Source organism: Streptomyces sp. NPDC001056 (genome assembly GCF_053598955.1).
Window position 1 is genome coordinate 1 of record NZ_JBSFLI010000033.1, and the last position, 13,624, is coordinate 13,624.

The window sequence follows — 13,624 nt, forward strand, 5'->3', positions numbered from 1 at the left end:
CCGTACAGCGCGCGCTCCCGCTCCACCAGCAGCGGCATCGGGTCGGAGGCGGTGACCAACTCCCGCAGCGGGTAACGCTCCAGGACCTCCCGCACGGGGGGCCGTAGCGCCTCCGCGAGCCGCCAGGCGGCCGGGCGTTCCCCGTCCCGGAGGGCGGCCACCGCGTCCAGGATCTCGCGCCGGTGCGCCTCGGGGGCCCCGGCGGCGGCGCGTTCGTACAGCCGGGCGCCCTCCTCCAGGACCAGTTCCGTGTCGAGGCCGGCCGGGATCTTGATCCGGGCGTGGTGTCGCCAGGTGGTGAGCGGGTCGGCCCAGGCCTCGACCGTATACGTCCAGCGGCCGGGTTCACCCGCGGTGACGGTGGCGCCCCAGCGGTCGGTTCCCGGGGCCAGTTCGCGCATCGGCGTCCAGGGGCCGGGCCGGCCCCGGGGATCGCGCAGCACCACGTTGGCCGCCACGGCGTCGTGCCCCTCGCGGAACACGGTGGCCGAGACCTCGAACGCCTCCCCGGTCACGGCCTTGGCCGGCCTGCGCCCGCACTGCACCACGGGGCGTACGTCGAGGACCGGGATGCGGCCGAGGGCGGTGGCCTGCTTCGGTGGTGTCCCGGCGGCGGACCCGGCGCGTTTTCGGGCCGCTGTCTTCTTCGCCGCGGCCCTGGGGGCGCCGGCCGGCGGGGGCGGGGACGAGGCGTGCGTGGCGGCTGACGAGTGGTGCGTGGCGGGCATGACCGCTCCTGTCCGCGTCAACTGTGGGATGACCAGGGGAGGTGGGTCCTGCGGGGTGAACCGAGTGGTACCCGTGGGGTGGGTACCGGTGGAGCCTTCCCATCCTTTTCGGGTGGGCAATCCGGAACTTTGTTAACTACTCGCGCGTATGTCCACCCACCGGACCGGCCCACCTGTACGAGTGCCCCCGACCGGCCTCCCCACGCTCCGACACCCCCGCCGGCGCGTCCCCACCGACGCCCCGGTAACCACTACCGTCGAGAGGGACGACGAGACGTACGCCGCCGTGCGTCTCACCCCGTAACGCGCCCGCCGAGGTGGCATGTGAAGGCGATCCGTCGGTTCACCGTCCGTCCCGTTCTCCCCGAACCCCTCCGGCCGTTGGGCGAGCTGGCGCACAATCTGCGCTGGTCATGGCATGCGGAGACGCGTGATCTGTTCCAGTCCGTCGACCCGCAGGCGTGGGGTGCGGCCGGGTGCGACCCGGTGCGGCTGCTCGGCCGGGTGCGGCCCGCGCGGCTGGCCGAGCTGGCCGGGGACCGGCGGTTCCGGCGCCGGCTGAACGCGGCCGTCGACGACCTGGACGACTATCTGACCGGTGACCGGTGGTACCAGACGCAGTCCGAGGGGCTGCCCGCCGCCGTCGCCTATTTCTCCCCCGAGTTCGGCATCACGGCCGCGCTGCCGCAGTACTCCGGGGGGCTGGGCATCCTCGCCGGCGACCATCTGAAGGCGGCCAGCGATCTCGGCGTACCGCTGATCGGGGTCGGTCTGCTGTACCGGCACGGGTACTTCCGGCAGACCCTGTCCCGGGACGGCTGGCAGCAGGAGCACTACCCGGTGCTCGACCCCAACGAGCTGCCGCTCACCCAGCTGGCGGAGGCCGGCGGGACGCCCGCGCGGATCTCCCTCGCGCTGCCCGGCGGCCGGGCCCTGAACGCGCGGATCTGGCTGGCGCAGGTCGGCCGGGTGCCGTTGCTGCTGCTCGACTCGGACGTGGAGGAGAACGACCTCGGCGCTCGCTCCGTCACCGACCGGCTCTACGGCGGCGGCGGCGAGCACCGGCTCCTTCAGGAGATGCTGCTCGGCATAGGAGGTGTCCGGGCGGTGCGCACGTACTGCCGGCTCACCGGGCACCCGGAGCCGGAGGTGTTCCACACCAACGAGGGCCACGCGGGCTTCCTCGGCCTGGAACGGATCGCCGAACTGTGCGCGCGGGGGCTGGACTTCGGCGCCGCGCTCGAATCGGTGCGCGGTGGCACGGTGTTCACCACCCACACCCCGGTCCCGGCGGGCATCGACCGTTTCGAACGGGACCTGGTCGCCCGGCACTTCGGCCCCGACGCCGAACTGCCCGGCATCGAGACCCAGCGCGTCCTCGCGCTCGGCATGGAGACGTACCCGGGCGGCGAGCCGAACCTGTTCAACATGGCCGTGATGGGGCTCAGGCTCGCCCAGCGGGCCAACGGGGTCTCGCTGCTGCACGGCCGGGTCAGCCGGGAGATGTTCGCGGGGCTGTGGCCGGGATTCGACGCCGAGGAGGTGCCGATCACCTCCGTGACCAACGGGGTGCACGCGCCCACCTGGGTGGCACCGGAGGTGCTGCGGCTCGGCGCCCGGCGGATCGGCGCCCAGCGGGCCGAGGACGCGCTCGCCGTCGGCGGCTCCGAACGCTGGGACTCGATGGCGGACATCCCGGACCAGGAGATCTGGGAGCTGCGCCGCACCCTGCGCGAGCAGCTGGTGCTGGAGGTACGGGAGCGGCTCGGCGCGTCCTGGCGGCAACGAGGTGCCGAAAGCGCCGAGTTGGGCTGGATCGACGGGGTGCTCGATCCGGACGTCCTGACCATCGGGTTCGCGCGGCGCGTGCCGTCGTACAAACGGCTGACGCTGATGCTGCGCGACCGTGACCGGCTCCGGGAGCTGCTGCTGCACCCCGAGCGGCCGGTGCAGATCGTGGTGGCGGGCAAGGCGCATCCGGCCGACGACAGCGGCAAGCGGCTGGTGCAGGAACTGGTGCGGTTCGCGGACGACGCCCGGGTGCGGCACCGGATCGTCTTCCTGCCGGACTACGGCATGGCGATGGCGCAGAAGCTCTACCCCGGCTGCGACGTCTGGCTGAACAACCCGCTGCGCCCGCTGGAGGCCTGCGGCACCTCCGGGATGAAGGCGGCGCTCAACGGCTGCCTCAACCTCTCGGTGCGCGACGGCTGGTGGGACGAGTGGTTCCGGCCGGACTTCGGCTGGGCCATCCCGACGGCGGACGGCAGCGGCACGGACGCCGAGCGGCGCGACGACATCGAGGCGGCGGCCCTGTACGACCTGCTGGAGCAGCGGATCACCCCGCGCTTCTACGAGCGCGGCCGGGGCGGGCTGCCCGACCGCTGGATCGAGATGGTCCGCCAGACCCTCGCCCTGCTCGGCCCCAGGGTGCTGGCGGGCCGCATGGTGCGCGAGTACGTCGAACGGCTCTACACGCCGGCCGCCCGCTCCCACCGCGCGCTGGTCCCGGACGTCGCACGGGAGTTGGCCGACTGGAAGGCCCGGGTGCGGAGTGCCTGGGGCGCCGTGAGCGTCGACCACGTGGAGACGACCGAGACGACGGCCACCGCGGAACTGGGCACGACGGTCGGCCTGCGGGTGCGGGTCGGCCTCGGCGCGCTGACCCCGGACGACGTCGAGGTCCAGGCGGTGTCCGGCCGCGTGGACGCGCAGGACCGCATCACCGACGCCGCCGTCGTCCCCCTGAAACCGGCCGGCACCCCCGACCTGGACGGCCACCGTCTCTACGAAGGCCACCTCTCCCTCGACCGCACCGGCCCCTACGGCTACACGATCCGCATCCTGCCGGCCCACCGGCTGCTCGCCTCGGCGGCGGAACCGGGTCTGGTGGCGCTGCCGGCCCTGGAGCAGGGGGCGGGGGCGGGGGTGCTGCTGCGGTGAGGCCCACCCGGTGCCGACCGCTCCGTGCGCGGCGCCCGGCGGCGGCGGTCAGCCGGTCTCCGCTTCGGCGCATATCCTCCGGAGAACCGCCCCGCACCGCCGCGCGTACGCGTGCTGAAGGCCCCTCGTCGCCGGGCCGCCCGCCTTGGCGTACCACTTGGCCGGCCTGCTGAAGGCGGCGACGGTCAGCCAGACCGTGCCGTCGCCGGTGCGGTCGACGAGGAAGGCCTCCTCACCGCACTCGGGGTGGTCCTCAAGGGTGCCGTAGGCCCAGCCGGCGCGGCGGGGTTCCTCGGCGGACCAGATGATCCGGCAGGGGGCCCTGACCAGGCCGGCCAGGGTGACCGTGACGTCCACGCCGGGGGCGGCGCGGTCGGCGGTGGCGTCGATGCCCACGCCGAGCGCGCGGTGCATCTCCCAGGTGAGGACCGCCTCGGCGGCCCGGCTGAAGACCTCCCGGCCCTCGCCGAGGCGGGTGCGCACCAGCAGCGGGCGGAACCCGGGCGGGCAGAAGGTCAGGTCGTCGCGGGTCGCTCCGACCGGTTCGTAGGTGAAGGGTGCCGAGGACATGGGGCACAAGAGTAGGGCGGCACCCGGAGGAGATCCGCTCCGGGTGCCGCCCTCTTCACATCCTTGCCGGCGTCAGCTGACGTTGACCGCCGACCAGGCCGCCGCCACCGCGTTGTACTCGGCGCTGCCGGAGCCGTACAGGGCGGCCGCCGCGGACAGCGTGCCCGTGCGGGCCGACTTGTAGTTGGTGGTCGACGTGAAGTACGTCGTCAGCGCCTTGTACCAGATCTGCAGGGCCTTGGCCCGGCCGATGCCGGTGACCGTGGAGCCGTTGTACGTCGGGGAGTTGTAGGACACCCCGTTGATCGTCTTCGAGCCGCTGCCCTCGGACAGCAGGTAGAAGAAGTGGTTGGCGACGCCGGACGAGTAGTGGACGTCCAGGTTGCCGACGGAGGAGGACCAGTAGTCCGCCGAGCCGCCGTCCTTGCTGGGCTTGTCCATGTAGCGCAGCGGGGTGCCGTCGCCGTTGATGTTGATCTTCTCGCCGATGAGGTAGTCACCGGTGTCCGAGCTGTTGTTCGCGTAGAACTCCACGCCCGTGCCGAAGATGTCGGAGGTCGCCTCGTTCAGACCGCCGGACTCACCGCTGTAGTTCAGGCCCGCGGTGTTCGAGGTGACGCCGTGGCTCATCTCGTGGCCGGCCACGTCCAGCGAGGTCAGCGGGTGGGTGTTGCTGGAGCCGTCGCCGTAGGTCATGCAGAAGCAGCTGTCGTCCCAGAACGCGTTCACGTACGAGCTGCCGTAGTGGACGCGGGAGTAGGCGCCGACGCCGTTGTTCTTGATGCCGCTGCGGCCGAAGGTGTTCTTGTAGAAGTCCCACGTCTCCTGGGCGCCGTAGGCGGCGTCCGCGGCGGCGGTCTGGTCCGTCGAGGAGCTGGAGGCGGTGCCGGTGCCCCAGATGTTGTCGGCGTCGGTGAACAGCGTGCCGGTGCCGCTCGTCTTGTGGGCCAGGTTGTAGGTCTTGTGGCCGCCGCGGGTGGCGTCGGTGAGCTGGTACGTCGACCCCGACAGGGTGGTGTCCAGGCTGACGGTGCCCGAGTACAGGGTCTTGCCGGTGCCGGTGGCGTTCTCGATGCCCTGGTACTCGAAGAGCTTCTTGCCGGTGGCCGCGTCGGTGATGACGTGCAGCTGGTTCGGGGTGCCGTCGTCCTGGAGGCCGCCGACGACCGTCTCGTAGGCGAGGACGGGCTTGCCGGAGCCGGCCCAGATCACCTTGCGGGCGCCGTCCGCGGTGGACTTGGCCGAGCCGAGGGTCTTGGCGGCGGACACGGCCTGCTTCTCGGCCGCGGCCGGGGTGAGCTTGGGCGTGAGCGAGGCCACCTTGATGGTCGCCTTGTTGGCCTTGGTGACGCCCTCGGTCCTGCCGGACTTGGCGGTGTGCACGACCAGGTCGCCACCGAGGACCGGCAGGCCCGCGTAGGTGCGCTCGTAGCGGGTGTGCAGCGTGCCGTCGACGTCCTTGACGACGTCCTTGACGACCAGCTTCTCCTTGGCGCCGAGGCCTATCCGCTGCGCGGTTTCCGGGGCGTCGGCCTGCGCCTGCTTGATCAGCGAGGTGTGGGCGGCGGCGGACAGCGCGGTCGGCGCGGCGGCCAGCGGCTTGGCGGCGGCCTGGGTCGGGGCCGCCGAGGCGCTGGTGGCCAGACCGGCGGAGACGAGGGCTCCGGCGGCGACGGCGGTGGCGATGACCAGGCTGGTGCGCTTGTGACGCGCGTAGAGGGGGCTCACGCAAGCTCCTTCGTGGGGGAGGCCGACCAGCGTGGGGTTACTGGCCGGGAGGTGTTTCGCTATGAAGCTGCTGTGCTGCTTGCGGCGTGGTGAGAGAGTGACATCCAGGGCGCGTACATGTCAGGACCCTGAAGTGATGTTGGCTGAAAAGCGATGTCCAGGGAAACATTGCAGTGGTGTAAACAAGTGGCGCGGGATCGGTTTGCGACTCTCAACTTCCTTGTGTTGTCGGCGCCTTGACGTGTGGTTTGCAAGAACGTCAGATTCCGGCCGCCCGTCGAGGTCGCGGCGGACGTGGCCGGATCCAAGCCCCGCAAACTTTCCCGCATTGGCCGATTCGCCCGTCCGGTCAAGGTCGCGCGGCGTCCCCGTGCCAGGTCCGCCACAGCGCCGCGTAGGTGCCGCCCGCCGCCACCAGCTCGTCGTGGGCGCCCAGTTCGGTCAGCCGGCCGTGCTCCATCACGGCCACGCGGTCCGCGTCATGGGCCGTGTGCAGCCGGTGGGCCACGGCGATGACGGTGCGGCCGCGCAGGACGGCGGCGAGGGCGCGTTCGGTGTGGCGTGCGGTCGCCGGGTCGAGGAGAGCGGTCGCCTCGTCCAGGATCAGGGTGTGCGGGTCCGCCAGCACCACGCGCGCGAGGGCGAGTTGCTGGGCCTGGGAGCCGTCGGTCGGGTGGCCGCCGGTGCCGAGGCGGGTGTCGAGGCCGGCGGGCAGCTCGCGGACCCAGGCGTCGGCGCCGACCGCCGTGAGCGCGGCCCACAGGCCGGCGTCGGTGGCGGCGGGTTCGGCGATGCGGAGGTTCTCGCGGACCGTGCCGAGGAAGACGTGGTGCTCCTGGGTGACGAGGACGACCCGGCGGCGCAGTACCTCTGGCGCGAGGTCGGCGACCGGTACGCCGCCGACGGTCACCGTGCCGGTGCCGGGGCGGTCGACGCCCGCGAGGAGCCGGCTCAGGGTGGTCTTGCCGGCGCCGGACGGTCCCACCAGGGCGAGGCGTTCGCCGGGACGGATGGCGAGGTCGACGCCGTGCAGGACCTCGGCGCCGTGGTCGTAGGCGTAGTGGACGCCGCGGACTTCGATACGGGCGTCGGACTCCGGCGCGGGGGCGGGGACCGTACGGCCGGCTGCCGAATCGGTCCGCGTCGTACGGCCCTCCGCCGGGCCGCAGGCCCCCGCCAGCCCCTCCACCCGCGCGAACGACGCGCCGCTGCTCTGGAGTTGCTCCACCCGCATCAGGATCTGGTCCAGCGGGTCCACGAACTGCCGCAGATACAGAGCCGCCGCCACCACCGCGCCCACGCCGACCTCGCCCCGCGCGTGCAGCCAGCCGCCGAGCAGCAGCGCGGCGGCGGCCGGCAGGGCGTACGTCGTCTCGATGACCGGGAAGAACACCGAGCGCAGGAACAGGGTGCGGAAACGGGCCCGGCGGGAGCGTTCCACGGCGTCGCGGCTCGCGGTGATCCGCCGCTCGGCGAGCCCGAACGCCTCGACGGTGCGGGCGCCCTCGGCCGTCGCCGCGATGATCTCCGCCACGGCCGAGCCCGCCGCGCCCTCGGCGAGATACGCGTCCCGGGCGCGCCGCAGGTACCACCGCAGCACCAGCCAGATCGGGGTCAGCGCGAGCAGTCCGATCCCGCCGAGCAGCGGGTCGAGCACGAACACCGCGCCGAGGACGAACAGGCCCTGCACGGTGTTGATCAGCAGCTCGGGACCGGCGTCCCGCAGGGTCGTGCCGACGGTGGCGACGTCCGCCGTTCCCCGCGCGGTCAGGTCGCCGGCGCCGGCCCGCTCCACGACGGAGGAGGGCAGCGCGAGCACGTTCTCGACGTAGTCCTCGCGCACCCGGGCCAGCGTCCGCTCGCCGAACCGGTTGCCCGCCCAGCGCGCCCGACGGGCCAGCAGCAGCTGGGCCAGTGAGCACAGCAGGATCCACAGGGCCAGCCGGTCCACCGCGCCGGCCCCGCGCCCGGCCCGCACCTCGTCGATGATCCGGCCGACCAGCCAGGGCCCGGCGAGCCCGGCCGCCGCGGCGAGCACGTTCAGCAGCAGTGTCCCGGCGAAGGCCCGCAGGTCGGCGCGCACCAGCCGCAGCACGGCCCGCCGCACGCCCGCGCGATCGGCGACGGGCAGCAAGGTCTCACCGGTGCTCACGAGGCGGCTCCCCGCCCGTCGGCGTCTCCCGCGTCCCGGGCCACCAGCGCCCGGTACGCGGGCTCCTCGGCCAGCAGCCGCCGGTGCGAACCGGTCGCCGCCACCTTCCCCTCGGCCAGGAACACCACCGTGTCCGCCTGGTCCAGCACGAGCGGGGAGGTGCTGGTGACCAGGGTCGTACGGCCGTTCCGGGCCGCCCGCAACCGCTCGGCCACCGTCGCCTCCGTGTGCGCGTCCAGCGCGGAGGTCGGTTCGACGGCGAGCAGCACCTCGGGGTCCGCCAGCAGGGCGCGCACCAGCCGCAGCCGCTGCCGCTGGCCGCCGGAGAGGCTGCGGCCCTGCCCCGAGACCGCGGTGTCCAGCCCGTCCGGCAGTCCGCGGACGACGTCCTCGGCGGCGGCCGCGAACACCGCCCGGCGCAGGGCGGCTTCACCGGTCGGCCGCCCCGCGGCCACGACCTCCCGCAGCGGCCCGGCGAACAGGTCCGCCTCGTTGTCCGCGACGAGGACGCGGCGGCGCACATCCGCCAGCGGTACGGCGTCCAGCCGTACGTCGCCCCAGGTGGCGTCGGTCGGCCCGTACCGGCCGAGGCGGTCGATCACGGCGGCGGCGTCGGCGGGCCGGGCGGCGGCCAGCGCGGTCAGCCGGCCCGGCGCGACCCGGGTCCCGGAGGCGGGGTCGTACAGCTCGGCGGGCCGGTCGGGCGCGGGGAGCGTGCCCTCGTCCGGCTCGGGTTCCAGGCGGAGCAGTGCCACGACACGACGCGCGGCGACGACGCCCCGGTTGAGGTCGTAGGCCATCTCCACGAAGAAGGAGACGGGGCCGACGAGTACGGCGACGTAGCCGTAGACCGCGACCAACTGGCCGATGCTCAGGGTGCCCTGGGCGGTCATCCGGGCCGCGAGCCAGGTGACGACGGCGAGGAAGAGGGTGGGCAGGCCGACGGCGAGGGCCTGCACCCAGCTGGCCACCGCGCCGACCCGGTACCCCTGTTCGCGCAGTCGCCGTGAGTCCGTGCGGAAGGCGTCCGCGATCAGTTCCCTGCCGCCGAGCCCGCCCAGCACCCGCAGCCCGCCCGCGAGATCGCCGATGCGGGCGGTGAGCACTGCCTGCCGTTCCCGGTACTCGCTCTCGGCACCCTGGAGCCTGCGGGTGAGCGGGCCGGTGACCACCGCGACGACCGGCAGTCCGAGCAGCACGACGAGGGCGAGCGGCGCCGAGACGGTGACGAGCAGGCCGGCCACCACCCCGTAGAACACGAACGCGGCGACGCCCGGTCCGACCATGGTCAGCGAGTCGGAGACGGCCTTCACGTCCCCGACCCCGACCGTCACCACCTCACCGGCCCCGGTCCGCCGCGACAACGCGGCCCCCAGCCGCACCGCGTGCTCCACGGCCACCTTGACGGTACGGAAGCCGGCGTCCATGCGCAGCCGGGTCATCGTCCGGTGCCGCAGAATGCTCAGCCAGGCGGTCAGGCCGCCCACCAGGAACATCGCCGCGCTCCACGCGGCCAGCACGCCGAGCCGCCCCGGCACGAGTCCCTCGTCCACGGCGCGCTGCATCATGTACGGCTGCGCCGCGAGCAACGCCATCCACACGGTGCCGAGTCCGGCCGCGGCCCACGGCCTCCTCCGCTGCCGCGCCACGACCCACCACAGGTACCACCACCCGCCGCGTCTGTCCGCCGCTCCCGGCTCCTCGTACGCGTCGACCATCAAGGCCCCCACTTACCGTGCCCCCGCCGGAAACCTCGACGGTAGCGGTCCCCTCTTCCGGGGCTCCATCGAATAACAGCGGGGAGCGGCGGGACCCGGGGCGTAGGACCAGCGGCGGAGGCGGGTCGGGCCGAAACTCGGTGGGCGATGTCCGCGCCGGTCCGTACGCTCGCCCTGATGTCCACGACACCCACCACTCCCCAGGACCGATCCGCCGTGCGCAGCCTGATGCGGCTGTGGCCGTACGTGCGGCCCGTGCGCGCCCGACTGCTCACCGCGGCCCTCGTCGCGGTCGTCGCCTCCTGTACGGGGCTGGTGATCCCGCTCGTCCTGAAGTGGATCGTGGACGGGCCGGTCGCCGACCGGGACCCGGCCGGCGTGTGGCTCGGGGCGCTGTATCTGCTGCTGCTCGGGATCGCCGAGGCGGTGCTGTTCGGTGTACGACGCTGGCTCGTGGCCCGGCCGCTGTCGCGGGTCGAGGCGGAGATGCGGGCCGATCTGTACCGGCATCTGCAACGGCTGCCCGTCGCCTTCCACGACCGTTGGGCGTCCGGGCAGTTGCTGTCGCGCGGCACCACGGATCTGATGCTGCTGCGCATGTTCCTCGCCTTTCCGCTGACCTTCCTCCTGGTCAACGGCGTCACGATTCTCGTCGGCGTGGGTCTCATGCTGGCCCAGGACTGGGTGCTCGGGCTCGTCGTGCTCGTGCCCGCCGTGCCCGTGCTGTGGACGTGCGTCGTCTTCGAGGGGCGCTACGCGCGGGTGGCGCGGCGGGCCCAGGACCAGGTGGGGGATCTGACGACGCTGGTCGAGGAGAGCGTGCTCGGCATCCGCATCATCAAGGGGTTCGGGCGGCATCGGAGCCAGGCGCGGGCGTTCGACGCCCTGTCCGCGCGGCTGCGCGGGACCGAGCTGCACAAGGCGCGGCTGCTGGCCACGATCTGGGGGGTCATCGTCACGCTGCCGGAGGTGGCGATCGGCGCGGCGCTGGTGCTCGGGGTGGTGCAGGTCGCCGACCGGGATCTCTCGGCGGGGACGCTGGTGGCCTTTCTCAGCACGGCGCTGGCCTTGCGGTGGCCGGTCGAGTCCATCGGGTTCCTCCTGGCCATGAGCCAGGAGGCGGCCACGGCCACGGACCGGTACTTCGAGGCGATGGACGAGGCGCCGGAGGACGCGGCCGCGGCGGCACCCCGCGAGCACGGACAGGCGGAGCCGGCGCCGGCCACCGACTCCGGACTCCGCTTCGAGAACGTCCGGTTCCGCTACCCCGACGCCGACCCCGGCTCCCCGCCCCTCCTCCACCGCATCGACCTCCACATCCGCCCCGGCGAGTCCATGGCCCTCGTCGGCGCCACCGGCAGCGGCAAGACCACGCTGACCGCCCTCGTCCCCCGCCTCCACGAGGTCACCTCGGGCCGAATCACCCTGAACGGCGTCGACATCACCGCGATGCCCCGCGAGGTACTGCGCGAGAAGGTCGCCGTCGCCTTCGAGGAACCCACCCTCTTCTCCACGACCGTCGGGGAGAACGTCCTCATGGGCGCACCGGACGGCACCGGCCGAGCCGAGCTCGACCGCGCCCTCTCCATCGCGCAGGCCGACTTCGCGCACGCCCTCCCCGAGGGCACCGCGACCCGCGTCGGCGAGCAGGGTCTCAGCCTCTCCGGCGGTCAGCGGCAGCGGCTCGCGCTGGCGCGGGCCGTCGTGGGCCGGCCGGAGTTCCTGGTGCTCGACGACCCGCTGTCCGCGCTGGACGTGCACACGGAGGCGGCCGTGGAGGCCGCGCTGCGCCGGGTGCTCGCGGACACCACCGCGCTGATCGTGGCCCACCGTCCCTCCACCGTGCTGCTCGCCGACCGGGTGGCGCTGCTGTCCGGGGGCCGGATCGCGGCCGTGGGCACGCACCAGGAGCTGCTGCGCACCAACGCCGAGTACGCGCACCTCATGTCCGGCGAGGAGGACCCCCGTTGACCGCCACGAGCCCGAGCCCCGACAACCCGTTCGACCGGGACGTCCTGCCCTCCCCGCCCGGCGCCACCGCCGCCCTGCTGCGCTCGCTGCTCGCGCCGATGAAGGCCCGCGCCGTCCTCACCACCACCGTGCTGCTGCTCCAGCAGGCGGCCGCGCAGGTGGGCCCGCTCCTGGTGGCGTACGCCATCGACCGTGCCGTACCGGCCTTCCGGGAGAACCGGTACGGGCCGCTGATCGCGGTGGGCGTCGGCTATCTGCTGTGCGCGCTGCTCTCCGGCGGGCTCCAGGTCGCGTTCGTCCGGGCGTCCGCCCGGGTCAGCCAGGACGTGCTGCTGGACCTGCGCGGGCGGATCTTCCGGCACGCGCAGGCGCTGAGCGTCGACTTCCACGAGCGTTACACCTCCGGACGGCTGATCTCCCGCTCCACCACCGACGTCGAGTCGCTGCGCGAACTCCTGGAGGACGGACTCCAGGAACTGGTGACGGTCGTCCTGTCGTTCCTCTACATCTCGGCCATGCTGCTGTGGCTGGACCTCGGGCTCGGCGCGGTGGCGGTGGCCTCCTTCGTGCCGCTGTACTTCCTGATCCGGCTCTACCAGCGGCGCGCGGAACGGGTGTTCCGGGCGCGGTCCACGGCGATCGCGGCGGTGATCGTGAAGTTCGTGGAGACGATGAACGGCATCCGCCCGGTGCGCGCCTTCCGCCGGGAGGCGGCCAACGACGCCGCGTTCGCGGAGCTGAACCGCGCCCACGAGCGGACCAACGGGGACTCGCTGCTGGAGATGGCCCGCTATGTGGTCGGCTCCCGGCTCGTCGCCAACACGGCGGTCGCGGGCATCGTGCTCTGGGGCGCCTACCGGGTCGCCTCCGGCTCGCTGGAACTGGGTGTGCTGGCGGCGGCGGTGCTGTACCTGCGCCGCCTGTACGACCCGATCGACCGGCTCGGGATGTTCCTGAACTCCTACCAGTCGGCCGCCGCCTCGCTGGAGAAGATCGCCGGACTGCTCGCCCAGACGCCGTCCGTGCCCGAGCCGGGCGCGCCGCGCGAACTGCCGCCGTCCACCGGGGCGTTCCCGGGCCGCGCGGTGACCTTCGAGGGGGTCCGCTTCGCCTACCGCACCGGCGGCGAGGTGCTGCCCCGCTTCGACCTGACCCTTCCGGCCGGGCAGACCGTGGCCGTCGTCGGCGCCACCGGCGCGGGCAAGTCCACGCTGGCCAAGCTGCTCGCCCGCTTCTACGACCCCACCGACGGGCGCGTGCTGCTCGACGGGGTGGACCTGCGAGACCTGCCCACGGCCGAACTGCGGCGCGGGGTGGTGATGGTGACCCAGGAGGCGTTCCTCTTCTCCGGCACCGTCGCGGACAACATCGCGATCGGCCGCCCGGACGCCTCCCGGGAGGAGATCGAGCGGGCCGCGAAGGTGATCGGCGCCCACGAGTTCATCAGCGCCCTGCCCGACGGCTACGACACCGACGTGCGCAAGCGCGGCGGCCGTATCTCCGCGGGCCAGCGCCAACTGGTGGCCTTCGCCCGCGCGTTGCTCGCCGACCCGGCCGTCCTCATCCTGGACGAGGCCACCAGCTCCCTCGACATCCCCGGCGAACGGGCCGTCCAGCGCGCCATGTCCACCGTCCTGCGCGGCCGCACCGCCGTGGTCATCGCCCACCGCCTGTCCACCGTGGAGATCGCCGACCGCGTCCTGGTGATGGCCGACGGCCGCATCGTCGAGGACGGCCGGCCCGCCGAACTCATCGCCGGGACAGGCAGGTTCGCCGATCTCCACCAGGCGTGGCAGGACAGCCTGGCCTGAGGG

At 73.3% G+C, this 13,624-nt stretch carries 8 protein-coding genes; 3 read left to right on the plus strand and 5 right to left on the minus strand.

The genetic code is table 11. The features are described 5' to 3' along the window. The coding region (locus tag ACWDD7_RS29975; RefSeq protein ID WP_450459711.1) for a maltotransferase domain-containing protein at positions 1–728 on the minus strand (728 nt) is incomplete at its 3' end. 324 nt (positions 729–1,052) lie between these two features. Here ACWDD7_RS29975 and glgP point away from each other — a divergent pair. After that, a complete protein-coding gene (gene glgP / locus ACWDD7_RS29980; RefSeq protein ID WP_450459712.1) occupies positions 1,053–3,671 on the plus strand; it encodes an alpha-glucan family phosphorylase in 2,619 nt (872 codons plus the stop codon). Between the two features lie 48 nt (positions 3,672–3,719). Here glgP and ACWDD7_RS29985 read toward each other — a convergent pair whose 3' ends face one another. The 4 genes from ACWDD7_RS29985 to ACWDD7_RS30000 form a co-directional block, all read right to left on the minus strand. Beyond that, positions 3,720–4,241 carry a DUF1990 domain-containing protein gene (locus ACWDD7_RS29985; protein WP_351866883.1) on the minus strand — a complete coding sequence of 174 codons (522 nt, stop codon included), beginning with the start codon at positions 4,239–4,241 and terminating at the stop codon, positions 3,720–3,722. 72 nt (positions 4,242–4,313) lie between these two features. Beyond that, positions 4,314–5,969 carry a M4 family metallopeptidase gene (locus ACWDD7_RS29990; protein WP_450459713.1) on the minus strand — a complete coding sequence of 552 codons (1,656 nt, stop codon included), beginning with the start codon at positions 5,967–5,969 and terminating at the stop codon, positions 4,314–4,316. Between the two features lie 349 nt (positions 5,970–6,318). Beyond that, positions 6,319–8,121 (minus strand): ABC transporter ATP-binding protein, encoded by a 1,803-nt coding sequence (locus ACWDD7_RS29995; RefSeq protein WP_450459714.1) that lies wholly within the window; start codon positions 8,119–8,121, stop codon positions 6,319–6,321. Further along, positions 8,118–9,839 (minus strand): ABC transporter transmembrane domain-containing protein, encoded by a 1,722-nt coding sequence (locus ACWDD7_RS30000; RefSeq protein WP_450459715.1) that lies wholly within the window; start codon positions 9,837–9,839, stop codon positions 8,118–8,120. Before ACWDD7_RS30000 ends, ACWDD7_RS29995 begins: the two co-directional genes overlap by 4 nt. A 177-nt stretch (positions 9,840–10,016) precedes the next feature. On the opposite strand from ACWDD7_RS30000, the gene ACWDD7_RS30005 reads away from it, so the two are divergent. Then, a complete protein-coding gene (locus tag ACWDD7_RS30005; RefSeq protein ID WP_450459716.1) occupies positions 10,017–11,810 on the plus strand; it encodes an ABC transporter ATP-binding protein in 1,794 nt (597 codons plus the stop codon). Next, positions 11,807–13,621: an ABC transporter ATP-binding protein gene (locus ACWDD7_RS30010; protein WP_392218966.1), complete on the plus strand. Its 1,815-nt coding sequence runs from the start codon at positions 11,807–11,809 to the stop codon at positions 13,619–13,621. Before ACWDD7_RS30005 ends, ACWDD7_RS30010 begins: the two co-directional genes overlap by 4 nt. The last annotated feature ends 3 nt before the right edge of the window (positions 13,622–13,624 follow it).